We start from the raw sequence: 18,379 nt of genomic DNA on the forward strand, positions 1-18,379 counted from the left end.
TCGAAAGTACGATATTCTCTAATATTTAAAAATACTTAAGCAATAGTATAAAAAAATTTTGATTTGAAACAAAAATTTCGAAAAATTTTGTAATTAAAGTTGTTTAATGCATTTAATATAGGTTTTTTCTTTATTGTAAAAATTGATTATTTTACAATAAAATGATTACTATGTCAATTTATTTTTACTGTTTTTTATATTTGATTAACTATAATATAATGAATAGCATGTTCGTGATATTTTTTTTGTCAATATATATACGTAAAAGGATAATATTACTATATTCGATAAAATTGATAAAAATTAACAAATTACTTAGGTAGTATGTAAAAACATTTCTATATTTGCTTAGGTATTAAAATCTATAATGATTCAAATTTAAAATATGAAATATGAAAAAATTAAATAGTGTTACAAGAGTAATTGTTTTTTTATTGATAGTTTCACTTACTGTAGCTTGTGGAAAAGGCGATAAAAAAGATTCTTCTGGATTAGAAAGTAAGAAAAAAACATTTAAAATCGCTTGGTCAATTTATTCTGGTTGGCAACCTTGGGATTATGCAAATCAATCTAAAATTTTAAAAAAATGGGGAGAAAAATACGGAATAGAAATTGAATTAATTAAAATGGATTATATCGCATCGATTGAAGCCTACGTTGCTGGCCAAGTTGATGGATGTGTAATGACAAATATGGAAGCGTTAGACATGCCAGCGTCTGCAGGTATCGCTAGTACAGCAATAATTTTAGGGGATTATTCTAATGGAAATGATGCATTGCTTACGAGGGATAATTTACAAATTGAAGATTTAATGGGTAAAGAAGTTAATCTAGTGGAGTTATCGGTATCTCACTATTTGTTTTCGAGGGCACTTGACAAAAAAGGCATGAAGGAATCTGATGTAAAGATTGTAAATACAAGTGATTCTGATATTGCTCCAGCTTTTATTTCAAATAAAGAATTGAAAGCAGTAGTTACTTGGAATCCGTTGGTAATGAAAATTAAAGAAGAAAAAGATGTTAAGCAAATTTTTTCTTCTGCATCAATTCCAGGTGAAATAATAGATTTGATGGTAGTGAATACAGATGTTTTGAATGCTAACCCCGAAATCGGAAATGCTTTAGTAGGAACATGGTATGAAGTCATGGGAATAATGAAGCAAGAAAACAAAACTGCAGATGATGCCCTAACAATTATGGCTGAGTCAGGTGGTTCTACTTTGCAAGAGTATAAAGATCAACTCAAAACAACGGCTTTGTTCTACACTTCTAAGAGTGCTATCAATTATGTAAAAAGTAAGGAGATTGTAAAAAACATGGATTACATCAGGAAATTTTGTTTCTCTCATGGTTTATTAGGTGAAAATGCTAGTTCATTTGACCAAGTAGGTATTCAGTATCCAGATGGTAGTGTTCAAGGTGATAAGAATAATATCAAACTTTACTTTGATGCTAGTTATATGGAAAAGGTAGCAAACGATAAATTATAAATCATTAAAAACGCATAGTATGATAACTTCAAATAAAAACGCAATCAAGTGGAAAGATAGTTTTTTATCGATTCTTTTATTCTTGGTAGTCCTGTTACTGTATCAATTTTTTTCTCATCAAAGACATTTAATAAATCCAGCAGATAAGTTGCTTCCAACATTTAGTCAAATCATAGATGCCTTTAACCGTTCGACATTTATTCCTGATAGGTCGGGTACCTATAGACTCTGGGAAGATTCTGTAGCAAGTGGTAGAAGAATTTATATAAGTTTGATTTTTATTTTCGCTGGAATTCTTTTTGGTGTTTATATGGGGTCTTTCAAAATTCTTGACAAGTTGTTTTATAAGTTTTTCTTGTTTTTTGACAAAATTCCAGCTTTAGCCATATTGCCTATTTTATTTATTGTATTTGGTTTGGGCGAAGTTTCTAAGATTGCACTTATTGTAATTGGAGTAGTACCCACTATTATTTTGGATACTTATTTAAAAGTCAAGGCATTTCCTCAAGAGCAATTGGTAAAAGCGATAACGATGGGCTCTAGTAAAACTCAAACGATTTTTAAAATTATTTTACCAAAAATATTTCCAATGGCGTTGGATAGTGTACGCCTTAATTTTAAAGCAGTTATTTTATTTCTTATTTCTGGTGAAGCTTTGGCGGCCACAGAGGGTTTAGGTTATAGAATCTTTGTAGTAAGAAGATATATGGCTATGGACAGTATTATTTCTTATGTAATCTGGATAGGGATTTTGTCGCTATTAGTAGACGTCGCTATTTGTTTCTGGCTAAAGAAATCCTATTCATGGTACAATAAATAAAAATGAAAATTATGGAAAGCAAGTATATCTTAGAATTAAAAGACATTAAGCAAGAATATCTCGACCAAACAAATCAAAGTTTTACTGTATTAACCAATATCAATATCAAAATTAGAGAGGGTGAATTTGTGACTATTGTTGGACCAACAGGTTGTGGTAAATCAACACTCCTGAGAATGATTCTTGGATCAGAGAAACCATCAAACGGAAAAGTCTTAATGGAAGGAAAGCAAGTAGACAAACCCGACAGAGACAGAGGAGTCGTTTTTCAAAAATACAGTTTGTTTGATAATTTAACAGTAAGAGATAATGTTAGGATAGGACTAGAATTAGAAAACCATAGTCTTTGGCAGAATTTAGCCAATAGTATTTTTCCTAATTGGAAGTTGGAAGATTATAATGATTTAGTCCATATATATTTAAAGAAAGTAAACTTACAGGATCATGCGGACAAATTTCCACACCAGTTGTCAGGAGGTATGAGGCAAAGGGTTGCCATTGCTCAAGCAATGATCATGAAGCCCAAAGTATTACTTATGGATGAGCCTTTTGGAGCTTTAGATGCAGGAACCAAAGAACAAATGCATGCTTTTATGCTAGAACAATGGAAAGAAACGGGGCAAACCATATTATTTGTAACACATGATTTAGAGGAAGCAATTTATCTAGGTACTAGAGTAATCGTTCTATCACAATATTATAATGGAGCCAATGGCGCAAAGATTGTAAAAGATCTTGACAACAATTGGACTAAAGATAAAGGTTTAGGAATTAAAGATGAACCACAGTTTTTAAACTTAGTCAAAACAATTCGTAATGAAGGACTGACTGCTAGCAATGTATTGGAGCATCATCATTTTGAATTAACACATCAAGATCATATAATTAATCAATAAATATAAATTACTAAATGAAAATTTCTGAATTTTTAAGAACAAATTTTAAGCATTTTAATGCTGCTGCACTAGTAGATGCTGCCGAGGGGTATAAAAAACATATTGATCAGGGTAATAAGATGATGGTCACACTCGCAGGTGCGATGTCAACCGCTGAATTAGGAATATCGCTTGCAGAAATGATTCGCGAGGGGAAAATTCATGCCATTAGTTGTACAGGCGCAAATTTAGAAGAGGATATATTTAACCTTGTTGCACATAATTATTACGAAAGAATTCCAAATTATCGTGATCTTACGCCACAAGACGAAAAAGACTTGTTAGATAGGCATATGAATCGTGTAACAGATACTTGTATTCCTGAAATGGAAGCAATGAGACGCATTGAGAATGTAGTTTTAAAATATTGGCAAAAAGCAGATGCAGAAGGAAAGAGTTATTTTCCTCATGAATTTATGTATCAAATATTATTGTCTGGAGAATTAGAACAATATTACCAAATTGATCCTAAAGACAGTTGGTTGCTTGAAGCAGCAAAGAAAAATCTACCAATAGTAGTTCCAGGATGGGAAGACTCCACCTTGGGGAATATTTATGCAAGTCATGTTATCAAAAAAGATATCAAAAATGTACATACAATGCGTTCCGGAATTGAATACATGATTTATCTAGCTGATTATTATATTAAAACGGCTAAAGAAGAAAGCCCTATTGGATTCTTCCAGATTGGTGGAGGGATAGCAGGTGATTTTCCAATTTGTGTCGTGCCAATGTTGCACCAAGATTTACAAGAAGAAAATATTCCGCTTTGGGGCTACTTCTGTCAGATTTCAGAATCTACAACTAGTTATGGATCTTTTTCCGGTTGTATCCCTAACGAAAAAATTACTTGGGGAAAATTGAGTGTTGATACTCCAAAGTTCATTATTGAATCTGATGCCACTATCGTTGCACCTCTAGTCTTTGCAATGGTTCTGGATAAATAATTTGTCATGAAAATATATAAATCCAAAACTCCAACAGTCCTCGCAATCTCACTAATTTTGATTGCCTTCTTAGTATTTATTTGCTATTGCTTTCAGTATAAAACTTTAGGTTTAGTATATAAAAACACAATATTTGGATTGCTATTAACAACCTTTATAAGTTTATTGATAGACTTGTTTTCCGATCATGTAGTTTACTCATTTACAGAGGATGGGATATTAAATTGCTCAAACAAATCAGAAATCAGCTGGGAAGTGATTTCTGATTTTAAAATAAAAATAGTTGTTGAAAGATTTGGTTATTGCTTTGTTTTTTTGAATTTATATAATAAAGAGTCAAGAATTTTTACTTCTATACAGTTGAATTCCCTAAAGTGTGACATAGTAGAAATTGAATTGTTTATGAAGAGCAAAATTAACCTTTAATGATTTCGCCAGTATCATTGAGTTTGCTGTTCTGCTTTCCTATCGGATATTAAGGAAAGCGCTAGAAATAATCAATTCATACTAGGTGCCTCTGGAATTTTAATTTTCATCTTTTTTAAAACCAATAAATAGGCTGACAAAGAAGCTAATATTATAAACAACCCAATTTCAAATTGGGCGAAAATTTGGTTTCCATTATGTAATGTATTTGCAGTTGTAAGCTCTGTTTTTCCTTCATTAATTTGGACCTGTGACAGAAGTATCAATGTTTTTAAACTTTGTTCTACACTTGTAGTTAATTGGTGCCATTGGTTACTATTGTTGTGTTTTTGCAGTGCTATCGATTGTTTTTGGAAAGCATTAAAATACTGTTTTTCTTCAGGTGTCAAAACGGTTGCTAAGTATTTTTTATCCAGATGGTCCATGATTTCTAGATGGCTAGAAATTAGATTTTGTTTCTCAGTATTAGTTTTGTTGGCTTGTAATGGGGCGTTTTTTATTTCGTGAAGCGCATTATTGTACTGAAAAATATAATGGCTTACCATTAACCGATCGTTGTAAATTGCTTTAATGCTTTCATTTGTTTTTTTGGAGTTTTGTCCGTTGAAATAATTACTTATCAAAAGCAAAACGGTGACGAAAATTAAAACCATCGCTGCTTTTGACTTTTTATTTAAATTGTTTAAGTCTTTCATAATCAGGAAAATTATTAGGAAAGATACCTTTTTCTTTTGATTAAAAAAAAGAGTTTCTTTTTTTTAATCAAAAGAACTTTGAGATGGAATCCTTTGTTATTCGGGAATTATTACAGTTGGTGAATTGAGAACTTCAGGATTCGGAATAATTGTTTTTTTTATGCAAACAGCATCATTTAAGACAAATGGTGTGGGCATCATCCAATCAGATCTTGGTCCTACGTTTAATAATGGGTTTTGTAATAAGTCAAATGAACTTTCTAGCAATGACATATCAAAAACGGTAGCTCTATTAATTATAAATTCCAGTTCAAGTGGTTGGTTATTTACTACATAATAACTTAATATTTTTTTACCATCACGGTTCATCATATTGCTACTTGCTTCAAGTTGAGAAATACCATTGGCTTTGAAATGATAGAAGTCCATTTTAACATTTGCAAAAATATCATAGCGGTTGACGTTACGATTGGGCATAATTTTTATTTTGTAGTAATGGAGGTTGTCAGTCAAACTATCTTTTAGAAATACAACATTTGGTGCCGGTATAGCTCTCGTTTCAGTTTCTTTTGCATACGTAAAATTACTGTTGTATTTACTAAATAACGGAATTTCATCTTGTAAATTTGTTCGCTTTGGACTAGTGCCTAAATAGGTTTTGGTCCAATCATCCAAATTTATGTCGTAGGTAATCCAAGATGCTTTCTGATTGTCTGCGTCCAAATAATATAATAAACTGTTGGATTTTGCCATTCCTTTCTCATAACCAGAGTAGATGTGCGCTTTGGTGAAAAAAGAAAGGGAAACAATCAAGAAAAAGATAGCCCATAGTCCCTTTTTTGGAAAAGTTTCAAAAATAGGTAAAAGTAATCCGAATAACAAAACAGTTAATATAGTACTGCCTACGAGCATTTTTAGCCCTAATCCTACTGGAAACATATAAATAAATGGGGTAATAATAAAGACTGCAGGTAATGCGATAATTAGATGGAACCAGCGGTTATTTCGTTGGGTTAGTATGAAATAAGCAAAGCTAAATAAAGCAAAATATACAGGTAAAATCAAAAATGCGGCCCCTTCTAGATAATACGTTATAGCTCCGTTAAGCAATAACCAAACGAAAAGTGGTGCTGTCCAATTGCTAATAGTGGCTTTTTCTGTAGAGAAGTATTTGTAAAAGAAAAAGCAAATCGCTAGGGTCAAAGAGACAAATGCAGCCATATAGTCATGACCATTGTAAGTGAAACCATTAAGTAAGTCGTTATATTGTGGGTATAGTTGTAGTAATCCTTGCCACCCAAAAATAGCTAGCAAACTAGAGAAGATAAGGCTAAGTAGAAATGGAATTGAACCTCTGAAAAGTCCTTTTATATCCAAAATTCGTTGTGCTTTTGCAAAGAAAACTAGCAGTATGAAAATTGTAATGGCAATATAGAGCATAGGTTGTATCCACTCGTATGGATAATGTACAAAGCTGAATGGGAGATTAAAATAAACTTCATCATCTTGTGAATGAGTCGTATTTAAATTGGCATTCGAAAAGTAATGCAATAATGGTAATAAATAGGAGCCTTGATGTGCCAAACTGTTTTTGTCCAAATGTTGACTGTCATCCTGAGCAGTGTGGTAATTGTAATGTCCGTCAATAAACGCAAAATTATAACCTTGAATTTTTCCTTGCTTTCTAAACACAGTTAGGTCGGTATCATTGGGTAGCATTTTGTAAATACTGTACATCAAAGAATTAGATACTGGAAAATCAACCTTCGCATTGGCGAATTCATTGACTAATCCTGCATTTCCATTAGTGGTTTCCATAAGCATATAACTCGGACCCGATGTACCTCGTGCCTCAAAGTTGAGTGCCAAGCCGATTTCTTTTGCCCATTGATGTCTGGTAACAAATAGTGCTGCTCCATTCAAACCTAGCTCTTCGGCATCTGTGAACAGAATAATTATATCATTTTTTGGTGTTTTTTTAGAATTTAAAAATGCTCTTAGACTTTCGAGAACCGTTGCTACGCCAGAACCAGCATCACTAGCACCGTAAGAAGCTGAATGCGGTGCACTATCATAGTGAGTGAGTAATAGTAGAGATTTGGTGGAGTTTATACCTTTTATTCGAGCGAGTATGTTTTTTGAATACACCAAGTTTCCCCAATCTGTCAAAGTATAACCTTCTTGCGTGCTAGTTTGTAATCCTAGTTTTTGCAATTCTTTTTGGAGATATTTAAACACTACTTCGTGATTTTTCGAACCTACATAATGCGGTTGCATTGAAATAGCTTGTACTTGTGTAAAAGCTCTTTTGGTTGAAAATTCATCCAAAGGCATATTAGATTCTACACTTGCTTGAGGCATTACGGTATAATACATTATTCCTAAAGTTAAAAATAGAAATAAAACAGAAATCAGGGAACCATACTTTTTTGTCTTCATGTGGTAACGGAATTAAATGTCTTTTTTTACTAACATATAAAAATCATTATCAAGTAGTAGGTAGCCTTGATCGTATAGGAAATAATAGGTATTACCTGTTTTTGTTTTTAGAATATTGGTGAAAAAATCAAAATCAAAACCTAAACTCAATAGCTTAGATTTTGTGGTTTTTGATTTCCCTTCGGTGTTTATACCTGAAAGGATACGGTAGTTCTTGCGTAATTTGTTATTAATGTTACGCATATAGTTATTGCTGTCTTTGTTAATCTTATTATTATAAGCATTACGACAACCATCACTACAGAATTTTTTGTCCTCTCGACCTATGATTTTTTCACCACATTCTAAACAGCTCTTCATATTTAGCTTTTTGTTTTTTTAATCTTGTATAAATCGTGACGTCGGTCTTTTAATATTTTTACACTCCCATGCTCGTGTAGTTCTTTAAGTAAATCCAAATCAACATCAACGATCAAAGTCATTTCGGTGTTTGGGGTAGTTTCTGCTTTGATTCCGTTGCTTGGGAACGCAAAATCAGATGGGGTAAATACCGCTGTTTGTGCATACTGAATGTCCATGTTGTTTACTTTGGGTAAATTACCAACACAACCTGCAATAGCAACATAGCATTCATTTTCAATGGCTCGTGCTTGTGCGCAATGTTTTACACGTGTGTAACCATTTTGGGTGTCAGTCAAGAAAGGGACAAACAAAATATTCATACCTTCATCTGCCATTAATCTTGATAATTCTGGGAATTCGACATCATAACATATGATAATTCCAATTTTACCACAATCAGTATCAAAAGTTTGAATTACATCACCACCTGTTATTCCCCAATGGAATACCTCGTTTGGTGTGATGTGTATTTTAGTGTACATTTCGTTCGTTCCATCTCTTTTACACAAAAAACCGGCATTATAGAGTGTACCATCTACGATATGAGGCATACTACCTGTGATAATATTGATGTTGTAAGCGATGGCTAGTTCTTGAAAGCGTTTCTTAATAGGCTCAGCATATTTTGCCAACTCTCGAATCGCATCTGCTTCTGATAAGTGGTTGTAATCTGCCATCAATGGAGCTATAAATAACTCTGGAAAAACAGCAAAGTCACTTCCGTAGCCAGAAACTGCATCTATAAAAAATTCAGATTGCTCGAACAATGCATCTAAATCTTTTAAGGGACGCATCTGCCATTGGATTAAGCCTAATCGAATAACGCTTTTGTTTAAATTAATAATTCGTGGGCTATCATCATAATAAATATTATTCCATTCTAATAGAACAGCAAATTCTTTTGACTTGGTATCACCTTCTAAATAATTTTTCATGATTCGCATCACATGGAATTCATTACTAAGTTGAAAAGAAAGTACGGGGTCATGTATTTCCTTTCTTTTTACTTTGTCAATGTATTCTTTTGGTGTCAATTCAGTGGCATATTTTCCGTAATTTGGAATTCTTCCAGCAAAGACAATCGATTTCAAATTAAATTGTTCACAAATTTCTTTTCGAGCATCATATAGTCTTCGGCCTAATCGTAGTCCTCTGTATTTTGGGTGTACGAATACATCTATCCCATAAAGGATGTCTCCTTTGTATTTATGTGTAGAGAAGGTATATTGGCCTGTTATTTGGGCATAATTGTGATTTTTATCTACCAAAGCTTCGTCCACAATTAATGATAATGCAGATCCAACAACAATATCATCTACAATGATGACCAACTGTCCTTCCGGAAATATTTTTAATAATTTTTTTATTTGTGCTTCATCCCAATAGCTATCGGCCATTTCTGGGTAAGACTCAATCATGGATTTTTTTAACTCTTTATAATCCGCTATTTTTAAATTTCTTAATTCAACTTTATTGATTTCTGCTTGCATATAGTATGTTTGATTTTAGCTAAGATACAAAAAATACTTATCCGTTTACAAACGTTTACAAATATTTACAACCGAAAGTAATTGAATGATAACCGAATAACTTTTGGGAGTCGTTGCATCTTTGCCTTGTTGAATGGAACGAATCCATCAACACTAAGTAACTTTAAATATATACGCCATGAATTCATTAAGAAACAAAGTACAGTTAGTAGGACATTTAGGTAATGATCCAGAAATTAAAAATTTCGAAGGAGGGAAAAAATTAGCCAATTTTACTTTAGCTACTAATGATAGCTATAAAAATGAAAAAGGAGAAAAAGTAGTAGAAACCCAGTGGCATAAAGTAGTTGCTTGGGGAAAAACTGCTGAAATTATAGAAAAATATGTCGTTAAAGGAAAAGAAATTGCAATTGAAGGAAAGCTTACACATCGTACTTACGATGACAAGAATGGAGAGAAGCGTTACATTACGGAGGTTGTTGTTTCTGAGTTGTTGATGTTGGGCAAGTAGAATTTTCTAACGCAATAAAGGTCCTAGTGAACAAAACACGATGTCTGCTAGGGCCTTTTATTGGTCAGTAATTTGAGTTTTCAATCCTGTAATTAACGATAAGATGTAAGTCCATTGTAAAAAGGAATCAATCTGTTTATAGAATAGTTTTGATTGTTATAAAGCATAATTAGTTATAAGCTTTAAAGAACTTAATCCTTTTTTAAAATTTTGGATTTATTTCTTAATGACTCCATTTAGAATTAGCAAGTTATAAAATTGTAGTGATTATTGCTTTCACCCTAGTTTTATTTAAATAAAAATACCCCAAATGCAAAAGCAGGTTGGGGTATTTAATTGGTTCTAATCTCTAGCTCTAATTACTTCATAAAAAAGCTCCAAAGGAAACCCTTTGGAGCTTTTAAGTATATTACTAAATAGGATTATTTAATTTGAAAAGAAACTCTTCTTACTAATTTTCTAGCAGCATCAGAGTTAACATCAACTGAAGTATCTTCACCTGCAGCAATCACATTTAATCTTGAAGCAGCAATGTTAGATTTCAATAAAGTTTCTTTAACGTTATTTGCTCTAGCAGAAGATAAGTTATTGTTGTAAGATGTACTTCCAACTTCGTCAGCATGACCTATAATGTCAACTGAAGCAGAAGGGTTGTTTCTCAAGTAAGTTAATACATAAGCAACAGCATCTGTAGACTCAGTGTTTGGTGTAGATTTGTTAAAATCAAAGAATACACTAACGTATCCACCGTTAACTAAACCTTTGATAGTGTCATCACTAACTCCAGAACCGTTTCCGCCTTTGTATTTAGCATCGATGTATTTTTCTATTTCGTCAGGAATTCCATTTTTGTTTGCGTCAATAGCACGACCTTTACCGTCAACCATTGCTCCAGACATTGTGTTTGGTTCAAGATCTAAATAATCAACAATTCCATCTCTATCAGTATCAGCATTCATTGCTTCTAATTCAGAAACTCTTGCTTCTAAACCATTTGTAGCATCAAGAACGATCCAGTCAGCGTGTTTTGTGTTTTTTCCGATATAGTAAGTTACACCTACTGTTCCGTTAAGTATTCCTCCGTAACCAGTTGATCCAGTTGGAGCAGCATTAAATGATAAATCTTGTCTAACATTTAAAATAGCAGTTCCATCCATTGTCAATGCAAAATGATCAGATAATCTTACTTGTGCTGTTAATCCAGCTATTCCATTTCCAACCCAGTCCTTAGTACCACCAGATCTAATCATTCCTAGACCAACACCAGCATGACCTAATAAGCCAATTCTGTTTGTCCAAGTTTCGAAGTTCATGATTCTACCTAAGTTTGCAACACCTTGGATATCTCCTCTATAATATCTAGAGTCAAAACTTGGAGTACCGCTTTTCTCGTGTAAAGAATTGTATCCTAAATCTCCCTTGATACCAAATTTGTTGTTGATCATGTATCTAACACCCAAGTCAACAGTAACTGGTGTAACAAATCCAAAAGTACCACCTAAACGGTTTAAGGGTTTGCTAACTCCACCTGCTACTTCGATAGACCATTTGTTGTACTTCTCAGTTTCGTTTTCTTTTTTTGCCTCATTTTGTGCATTTACTGCTGTAAAAGCTGATGCAAAAACTAAAGTAATTATAAGTTTTTTCATTGTTTTAAATTTTTTATAAAAGTAAATATTTTTTTTTAAAATGTAGAGTTTTTGTTTTTTCTTTAGTTTTTTTAGCTAAAAATAGTGTAATTAGATAGTTTTTATTGAGTTCATATTGTTAGTATTTCTATGTTTTTTTAAAAATCAATCATTTTTTTACTGATTAGATTATCAGTACTGTAATTTATAATCTTTATTTATGTGTTTTCTGTATTTTGAAATTTTTTATATTTAGGCAATAATAGAGCAAGGAAATTCTTTATTTATGTAGTTTAAAACATGTTAAATAGAGGAATTTATTTTATTATACTGAGTGTTTCAGTGATGATTTTGATACTTTTGAAGTTTTGATGTTCAATTTTGTGATTTATTCGCTCATGTGCCCATGTTGTATGGAACGGAATATGAACTGCATAACCACCGATTTCTAAAACTGGTAAAACATCCGATTTTAATGAATTTCCAATCATCATAAACGCTTCTGGTTGCACTTCTAATCGTCTTAATAAATCTAAGTAATCAATTTGCTGCTTGTCTGACATCACTTCAATATGATGGAAATATTTGCCAAGTCCAGAATTGTGTAATTTTCTTCTTTGGTCCAAAAGATCACCTTTAGTCGCAACGACCAATTTATATTTCCCATACAATGCTTCTAGGGTTTCTTCAACACCGTCTAAGAGAACAATTGGTTTATCAATAAGCTCTTTTCCAAACTTAATTATTTTATTAACCACTTCTATTGGGATAGTATTGTTTGAAATTGTCATTGCAGCCTCAATCATCGATAAGATATAGCCTTTTATTCCATAGCCATATTTTGGAAGGTTATCAATTTCTATTTTGAATAATTCCTGTGAAATACTTTGTTTCGAAAGATAGTCGCTCATCAAAGCACAGAATTTCTCTTCGGTTTCAGCAAAATACGTTTCGTTTACAAATAAGGTGTCGTCAGCATCAAAAGCAATTACTTTCAAGTTCATAGTTTGTATTTTATATTTTATTCAAAAAAGTTTTAGTGTAAAATGTCATTCGTATTCCTAAAAGTAGAATAATAGCACCAATAATCCTAAGCCAACTCATTTTTTCATCCAAAAACACCCAAGCAAAGCAGGTAACGAGTACCGCTTGGCCCAATAGACTTAGTGAAATTCTTGTTGCTCGTAAGTGTTGGGTTGCATAACTAAGTAGTAACCATGCGATCAATTGACAGATGGTCCCTTCAATAAATAACACTAACCAAGCAGTTTTGGTAAAACCTGTAAATGTTTCTCCTGTAATAAAACAAATTATTCCTAAAAATACAGTAGCAGATACCAAAACAATATTCATGAAGGGAAGTACTTCAATCTGAGACAAAATGTTTTTGCTCATTAATATATAGGTAGCATATAGTATTCCAGATAATAAGGCCAACAAAAAAGGCAAATCAAAATGGAGTCCAATAAATACTTCAAAACCAACCAAAATTATCATCCCAAAAAGTGCGATACAAGTTCCTATCCAAAAATTAAGTGTGGGTTTGTTTTTTAAAAATAAAAAAGAACCTATTCCTACCCATACTGGGGACAGGTTAGCTAATAAAGTCGCTTGTGTAGCAGATGAATGTTGAATAGAAATGTTCCATATAGCAATGTCAGTTGCGAATATAATTCCGCAAAGAATGGCTAATACTAAGATTTTGGTATTGGGAAGACGATTTTTTTTGGTTACAATACTATAAGGTAGTAATAAGCTAGCTGCTATAAACATTCTGTAAAATGCGGATATCAACCCTGAAGATAGTTGCAAACGTACCAAAATAGGAAAAATGGAAACACATAGTATTCCAATCGCTAGTGCTATTTTAGGTTTGGTATTGATCATATATCTTAATAATAAAACGCCAATTGCCACAATAGTAATTTGTGGCAATTGGTGTAATCTATGTTTTTGTTTTTAACTAATCATATCCCCATTAGGAACTCCCTCTGTATCTGGATTAATAAACACCAATTTCCCTTCGGCATTGGTCGCCATCAAAATCATTCCTTGACTTTCTACACCACGCAACGCTCTTGGTGCTAAATTTACCAAAACACTCACACGTTTCCCGATGATGTCTTCTGGTTTAAAACTTTCGGCAATTCCCGAAACAATAGTTCGAACGTCAATTCCAGTATCTACTTTTAGAACCAAAAGTTTGTTTGCTTTTGGCATTTTTTCAGCTTCTAGAATGGTACCCACTCGAATATCCATTTTGGCGAAATCCTCAAACTGAATCGTTTCTTTTTGTGGTTCTGCTTTTTTGTTCTCTGCGATGTTGGCGGTTTTTGTAGCTTCCAATTTGTCTATTTGTTTCTGAATTTCTTCGTCTTCTATTTTTGCAAAAAGCAATTCTGCTTGTCCTATTTGGTGTCCAGCTGGCAATAAGTCTGAGGTTTCCGTAATAGTATCCCAAGTAATAGGAGCAGCTGTTGCTGTAATATTCAATATGCGTTTCAATTTTTCTGAAGTAAACGGCAAGAATGGTTCACAAAGTGTACTCAATGCTGCCGAAATCTGCAACGCCACATACATTTGTGTTTGCACACGTTCCGGATTGTCTTTGATTACTTTCCAAGGCTCTTCATCAGCCAAATATTTATTACCCAAACGAGCCACATTCATCAATTCGCCCAAAGCTTCTCTAAAACGGTAACGCTCAATTGAACTCGAAATCACAGCAGGATATGCTTTCAATTCCGCCAGTGTTTGCTCGTCAACTTCGCTTAATTCGTTTGGAGTTGGAACAACCCCATTATAATATTTATTGGTCAACACCACCACACGGTTGATGAAGTTTCCGAAAATAGCCACTAATTCGTTATTGTTTCTTGCTTGAAAATCCTTCCAAGTAAAGTCGTTGTCTTTTGTTTCTGGAGCATTTGATGTCAAAGCATAACGCAAAACATCTTGCTGTCCTGGAAATTCTTCCAAATATTCGTGCAACCAAACTGCCCAGTTTTTGGACGTTGATAATTTGTTTCCTTCCAAGTTCAAAAACTCGTTAGCAGGAACATTGTCTGGCAAAATATAGCTGCCTTCCGCCTTTAACATCGCTGGGAAAATCACACAGTGAAACACAATATTATCTTTTCCTATAAAGTGTACCAGTTTTGTTTCTTGGTCTTTCCAATACGGTTCCCAATCTTTTCCTTCACGAGCAGCCCATTCTTTAGAAGCAGAGATGTATCCAATAGGAGCATCAAACCATACATATAATTTTTTTCCTTCTGCACCTTCCACTGGAACATCAATTCCCCAGTCCAAGTCACGTGTCACCGCGCGAGGCTCTAGTCCACCGTCGATCCACGATTTTACTTGGCCGTAAACATTCGGTTTCCAGTCATTTTTATGTCCTTCCAGAATCCATTCTCTCAAAAAAGCATCGTATCTATCCAAAGGCAAGAACCAGTGCTTCGTTGCTTTCATCACTGGAACTTCTCCCGTGATAGTCGATTTTGGGTTGATCAAATCCGTAGCATTCAAGGTAGAACCACATTTTTCACATTGATCACCATACGCTTCCTCGTTGCCACATTTTGGGCACGTACCTGTTACAAAACGATCTGCCAAAAACTGATCTGCTTTTGCATCATATAATTGTTCTGTTACTTGCTCGATAAAATCACCTTGTTCGTATAATTTTTTAAAAAAATCTTGAGCAGTATCATGATGAATTTTAGCCGAAGTTCTCGAGTAATTATCAAATGAAACGCCAAAATCAATGAATGATTTTCTAATGATTCCATCATATTTATCAATCACTTCCTGAGGCGTAATACCTTCTTTCTTAGCTTTCATCGAGATAGCTACACCATGCTCATCGCTTCCACACACAAACAAAACATCTTTGTTGTGCGCTCTCAAGTAACGCGAATAAATATCGGCAGGAACGTAAACCCCCGCCAAATGCCCAATATGAATGGGTCCGTTAGTATAAGGCAAAGCAGCAGTAATGGTATATCTCTTCGGATTCTGTATCATTTTTCTATTTTATTGGGTGCAAAAATAATCAATTTTCCCTTAGCGACAAGTAACAACAGAAGAGTAGTTGAGATTGTATTTCTTTAGGAGCTATTTCCCGCTATACGCTATATCTTTTCTTGCAAAAAAAAGCAAGAAAAGGATACCGCTTCTATCGGGGCTAGGAATTTGACTTACCTATACCATTTATCTCAAAATTGTTAATCTTATAAATTTATATTAGTTAATTGCTTGAATACAAAGATGGATTGTAAGAGTTGGTACCGTTCATGTAGTCTTGAAGCTTCGGCAAAGTTTTGTAGCCATTTTTATCTTAATATATTTAAAGCAAATGCATTATTTCTTATATTTGATTGCATCATTAAAATCCCTAAAATGAGAACCCAATTCCATGAGAAACAAAAATTTACCCAATGGTGGCTGTGGCTTATACTAATTGTGGTAGCACTTATTCCAGTTTATGGGATTTATAATCAGGTCATCCAAGAGGAGGATTTTGGAGATAAGCCCATGTCAAATTCAAGTTTGTTTGCAACTGCAATAATTTCGGTTATAATCTTGTTGCTATTTTGGTTTTCAAAATTGGAAACGACAATTGACCAAAAACAAATCAGAATTAAGTTTTCCCCATTCACAACTAGAGTAGTCGAATGGAAAGGTGTAAAATCAGCTAAAGTAATTAGATATAGTTTTGTAGGCTATGGTATTCGATTATTTACAAAATATGGAACCGTGTACAACATCAAAGGAGATGAAGGTCTTGCCTTAGAATTAAATAATGGTAAAGAGCTATTAGTAGGCACTCAAAAAATGGAGGAGGTGGTTGGTAATGTATATCTTTGTTAAGAAAATTAAAAGCAAGTAAAAAATGCCAAAAGGCTCCGAAAAAAAGCATCAAAAATAAAGCCTTGTACACAAAATTACTCAATAAAAAGAATGCGAAACTGCAAGTAGTAAAAAAAAGCAAGTGTTTTGCGTTTGAAAGCTTTGGTATTCACAATTAACCAACCTAAGGTATATATCGATTTTTCTTGTCTACCTTTTATATGGACTACATACATCAGAACAGTACCTTTTACTGGTTAATTTTTGTCCGGAATTTGTTTTAAAAATAAAAATGATTTTAATTCAAATAACAAAGCCTCAGAAATATTTCTGAGGCTTTGTTATTTGAATTTGCACGGGCGGAGGGATTCGAACCCCCATCAACGGTTTTGGAGACCGCTATTCTACCCTTGAACTACGCCCGTAGTATAAGCAGAATAAACTGCTATCAGTGCGCAAATATACTGTTATTTGGTATAAAAACTAGCATCGGCAATCGGTATAGCTAATAAATTTCTCGTATTTACGTAATGAACTGGCAGTCAATTGATGTTTTTTAATTTCTAATAAATGATTTTTTCTTATCAGTTGAAAATACTTGTTGGAAATTAGTTTAGACACTTATAAATTCTGACTGATAGTTTAAATTTCTTTGTTTTTAATTTTATTTCAGTGTTCATAGCAACTTTTAGGTTGTAAACCTAACAGCTTTGATTAATCTATAATGTTGACTTCATTATTTTTTTTATCTTTACGTTACTAATAACGTAAGATTGTCACCATGCCAAAAGGACCCGAAAAAAATACCAAAAACAAAGCCTTGCATACCAAACTGCTCAATAAAAAGAAGGCAAAATTACAAGCAGAGAAAAAAGAAAGTGCCTTGCGTTTGAAAGCTTTGGTGACCAAAATGAACCAACAAAAGAATAATAACGAATCGGAAAATAAATAGAAGGCTGGTGTTTTTTTAAAGTATTTATTATTTCTTATACTTTTCTATGATATCCTTTATGACTTCGGAAGTCAATTTAAAACCACTTAATATCGGATAACCTTCCCAGCGTACAATTCCATCGGGGTCTATCAAAATACAGTGTGGAATTCCTTTTATTTCTAATGCTTCATACATCGTTCTTTCACTGTCAATCGCACTAGAGTATTCTATTTTGGGTGAGATTAAACTGTTTACTTTTCCTTTAGATTCATCGCTAATTCCAATAACTACTAAGTCGCTTTCAAATTCGGTTTTAAAACGATTTAATTCGGGGATAGCCATTTTACATGGACCACACCATGTTGCCCAAAAATCGATTAGAATAAATTTCCCTTTAGTGTTTGGCTTATCTGTTAGCCATTTTTCAACCACTAGTTTTGGAGCTTTCTGATTAATTATAGATTTTGCCCATATTTTTTTCTCTTGCGAAAAAGCATTTACAATAAATAAAGTGGCTAGAATTAAGAATGTTTTTTTCATTTGTTGACTTGGTTTTTTGGTCTTTCAAATATATTATTTTTTTCTTACAAATAGTCACTTGGTTTCTGTTGTTCAATTTTAGGTTAATGCGGAATTACGGTTTGTTCCACCTGTTGGCTTTTGCTGGGTTCATGTCAACTTTTTTAATATTTGGAAGTAACATCGTTTGAGGTTTTTATTGGTCCCAAAAATAGTTAAAACTATGTACTTTAGTGCATTTCGCTTTTAGCTTCTAAAAATGTACTTTTGAGATATGGATTTTCAAAGA

Annotated in this window: 16 protein-coding genes and 1 tRNA gene; 7 read left to right on the forward strand and 10 right to left on the reverse strand. The window is 33.2% G+C overall.

The window, feature by feature from the left end; all coding sequences use genetic code 11:
• Positions 1-392 precede the first annotated feature (392 nt).
• The 4 genes from M2326_RS08020 to M2326_RS08035 are packed head-to-tail and all read left to right on the forward strand — an operon-like array spanning position 393 to position 4,192.
• A complete protein-coding gene (locus M2326_RS08020) occupies positions 393-1,490 on the forward strand; it encodes a putative urea ABC transporter substrate-binding protein (RefSeq protein WP_264619045.1) in 1,098 nt (365 codons plus the stop codon).
• A gap of 19 nt (positions 1,491-1,509) precedes the next feature.
• Positions 1,510-2,310: an ABC transporter permease gene (locus M2326_RS08025; RefSeq protein WP_264619046.1), complete on the forward strand. Its 801-nt coding sequence runs from the start codon at positions 1,510-1,512 to the stop codon at positions 2,308-2,310.
• 11 nt (positions 2,311-2,321) lie between these two features.
• Entirely contained in the window at positions 2,322-3,206 is an 885-nt protein-coding gene (locus M2326_RS08030; RefSeq protein ID WP_264619047.1) for an ABC transporter ATP-binding protein, read from the forward strand.
• 14 nt (positions 3,207-3,220) lie between these two features.
• Positions 3,221-4,192: a deoxyhypusine synthase family protein gene (locus tag M2326_RS08035; RefSeq protein ID WP_264619048.1), complete on the forward strand. Its 972-nt coding sequence runs from the start codon at positions 3,221-3,223 to the stop codon at positions 4,190-4,192.
• A gap of 497 nt (positions 4,193-4,689) precedes the next feature.
• Here the strand turns inward: M2326_RS08035 and M2326_RS08040 are convergent, their stop codons facing one another.
• The 4 genes from M2326_RS08040 to M2326_RS08055 form a co-directional block, all read right to left on the reverse strand.
• Positions 4,690-5,313 (reverse strand): MCP four helix bundle domain-containing protein, encoded by a 624-nt coding sequence (locus tag M2326_RS08040; protein WP_264619049.1) that lies wholly within the window; start codon positions 5,311-5,313, stop codon positions 4,690-4,692.
• A gap of 96 nt (positions 5,314-5,409) precedes the next feature.
• Positions 5,410-7,752 carry a M28 family peptidase gene (locus M2326_RS08045; protein ID WP_264619050.1) on the reverse strand — a complete coding sequence of 781 codons (2,343 nt, stop codon included), beginning with the start codon at positions 7,750-7,752 and terminating at the stop codon, positions 5,410-5,412.
• A gap of 12 nt (positions 7,753-7,764) precedes the next feature.
• On the reverse strand, positions 7,765-8,112 hold the full coding sequence (locus M2326_RS08050; protein WP_264619051.1) for a hypothetical protein: 348 nt from the start codon (positions 8,110-8,112) through the stop codon (positions 7,765-7,767).
• Positions 8,113-8,114: 2 nt separating this feature from the next.
• Entirely contained in the window at positions 8,115-9,644 is a 1,530-nt protein-coding gene (locus tag M2326_RS08055; protein WP_264619052.1) for a carbon-nitrogen hydrolase family protein, read from the reverse strand.
• Between the two features lie 178 nt (positions 9,645-9,822).
• Here M2326_RS08055 and M2326_RS08060 point away from each other — a divergent pair, with 178 nt between their 5' ends.
• Positions 9,823-10,155, forward strand: coding sequence for a single-stranded DNA-binding protein (locus tag M2326_RS08060; protein ID WP_264619053.1), 333 nt, complete (start codon positions 9,823-9,825; stop codon positions 10,153-10,155).
• Between the two features lie 422 nt (positions 10,156-10,577).
• On the opposite strand, the gene M2326_RS08065 is transcribed toward M2326_RS08060, so the two are convergent.
• The 4 genes from M2326_RS08065 to metG all read right to left on the reverse strand — a co-directional run bounded on the left by M2326_RS08065 (position 10,578) and on the right by metG (position 15,812).
• On the reverse strand, positions 10,578-11,804 hold the full coding sequence (locus M2326_RS08065; protein WP_264619054.1) for an OmpA family protein: 1,227 nt from the start codon (positions 11,802-11,804) through the stop codon (positions 10,578-10,580).
• A gap of 296 nt (positions 11,805-12,100) precedes the next feature.
• Positions 12,101-12,787, reverse strand: a complete 687-nt coding sequence (locus M2326_RS08070; protein WP_264619055.1) for an HAD family hydrolase — start codon at positions 12,785-12,787, stop codon at positions 12,101-12,103.
• A gap of 10 nt (positions 12,788-12,797) precedes the next feature.
• On the reverse strand, positions 12,798-13,670 hold the full coding sequence (locus M2326_RS08075; protein ID WP_264619061.1) for a DMT family transporter: 873 nt from the start codon (positions 13,668-13,670) through the stop codon (positions 12,798-12,800).
• 72 nt (positions 13,671-13,742) lie between these two features.
• Entirely contained in the window at positions 13,743-15,812 is a 2,070-nt protein-coding gene (gene metG, locus M2326_RS08080; RefSeq protein WP_264619056.1) for a methionine--tRNA ligase, read from the reverse strand.
• Between the two features lie 375 nt (positions 15,813-16,187).
• On the opposite strand from metG, the gene M2326_RS08085 reads away from it, so the two are divergent.
• Positions 16,188-16,658, forward strand: coding sequence for a phosphoethanolamine transferase domain-containing protein (locus M2326_RS08085; RefSeq protein WP_264619057.1), 471 nt, complete (start codon positions 16,188-16,190; stop codon positions 16,656-16,658).
• 333 nt (positions 16,659-16,991) lie between these two features.
• On the opposite strand, the gene M2326_RS08090 is transcribed toward M2326_RS08085, so the two are convergent.
• Positions 16,992-17,062, reverse strand: a tRNA-Trp gene (locus tag M2326_RS08090).
• A gap of 356 nt (positions 17,063-17,418) precedes the next feature.
• Between M2326_RS08090 and M2326_RS08095 the strand changes: the two genes are divergently transcribed.
• The gene (locus tag M2326_RS08095; protein ID WP_264619058.1) at positions 17,419-17,589 is read left to right on the forward strand and encodes a hypothetical protein; all 171 of its coding nucleotides are present in this window, start codon (positions 17,419-17,421) and stop codon (positions 17,587-17,589) included.
• Positions 17,590-17,616: 27 nt separating this feature from the next.
• Here M2326_RS08095 and M2326_RS08100 read toward each other — a convergent pair whose 3' ends face one another.
• Positions 17,617-18,111, reverse strand: coding sequence for a TlpA family protein disulfide reductase (locus M2326_RS08100; RefSeq protein WP_264619059.1), 495 nt, complete (start codon positions 18,109-18,111; stop codon positions 17,617-17,619).
• Positions 18,112-18,379: the final 268 nt, after the last annotated feature.

Source organism: Flavobacterium psychraerolatum, assembly GCF_025960985.1.
In the GTDB taxonomy this organism is placed as follows: domain Bacteria; phylum Bacteroidota; class Bacteroidia; order Flavobacteriales; family Flavobacteriaceae; genus Flavobacterium.

What these genes read in the sequence shown, in the direction of transcription:
- M2326_RS08025 (WP_264619046.1), top strand. Translation starts at nt 1,510, where the DNA reads ATGATAACTTCAAATAAAAACGCAATCAAGTGGAAAGATAGTTTTTTA.
- M2326_RS08050 (WP_264619051.1), bottom strand. Translation starts at nt 8,112, where the DNA reads ATGAAGAGCTGTTTAGAATGTGGTGAAAAAATCATAGGTCGAGAGGAC.
- M2326_RS08100 (WP_264619059.1), bottom strand. Translation starts at nt 18,111, where the DNA reads ATGAAAAAAACATTCTTAATTCTAGCCACTTTATTTATTGTAAATGCT.
- M2326_RS08075 (WP_264619061.1), bottom strand. Translation starts at nt 13,670, where the DNA reads ATGATCAATACCAAACCTAAAATAGCACTAGCGATTGGAATACTATGT.
- M2326_RS08085 (WP_264619057.1), top strand. Translation starts at nt 16,188, where the DNA reads ATGAGAACCCAATTCCATGAGAAACAAAAATTTACCCAATGGTGGCTG.
- metG (WP_264619056.1), bottom strand. Translation starts at nt 15,812, where the DNA reads ATGATACAGAATCCGAAGAGATATACCATTACTGCTGCTTTGCCTTAT.
- M2326_RS08035 (WP_264619048.1), top strand. Translation starts at nt 3,221, where the DNA reads ATGAAAATTTCTGAATTTTTAAGAACAAATTTTAAGCATTTTAATGCT.
- M2326_RS08040 (WP_264619049.1), bottom strand. Translation starts at nt 5,313, where the DNA reads ATGAAAGACTTAAACAATTTAAATAAAAAGTCAAAAGCAGCGATGGTT.
- M2326_RS08070 (WP_264619055.1), bottom strand. Translation starts at nt 12,787, where the DNA reads ATGAACTTGAAAGTAATTGCTTTTGATGCTGACGACACCTTATTTGTA.
- M2326_RS08065 (WP_264619054.1), bottom strand. Translation starts at nt 11,804, where the DNA reads ATGAAAAAACTTATAATTACTTTAGTTTTTGCATCAGCTTTTACAGCA.
- M2326_RS08030 (WP_264619047.1), top strand. Translation starts at nt 2,322, where the DNA reads ATGGAAAGCAAGTATATCTTAGAATTAAAAGACATTAAGCAAGAATAT.
- M2326_RS08045 (WP_264619050.1), bottom strand. Translation starts at nt 7,752, where the DNA reads ATGAAGACAAAAAAGTATGGTTCCCTGATTTCTGTTTTATTTCTATTT.
- M2326_RS08055 (WP_264619052.1), bottom strand. Translation starts at nt 9,644, where the DNA reads ATGCAAGCAGAAATCAATAAAGTTGAATTAAGAAATTTAAAAATAGCG.
- M2326_RS08020 (WP_264619045.1), top strand. Translation starts at nt 393, where the DNA reads ATGAAAAAATTAAATAGTGTTACAAGAGTAATTGTTTTTTTATTGATA.
- M2326_RS08060 (WP_264619053.1), top strand. Translation starts at nt 9,823, where the DNA reads ATGAATTCATTAAGAAACAAAGTACAGTTAGTAGGACATTTAGGTAAT.
- M2326_RS08095 (WP_264619058.1), top strand. Translation starts at nt 17,419, where the DNA reads ATGCCAAAAGGACCCGAAAAAAATACCAAAAACAAAGCCTTGCATACC.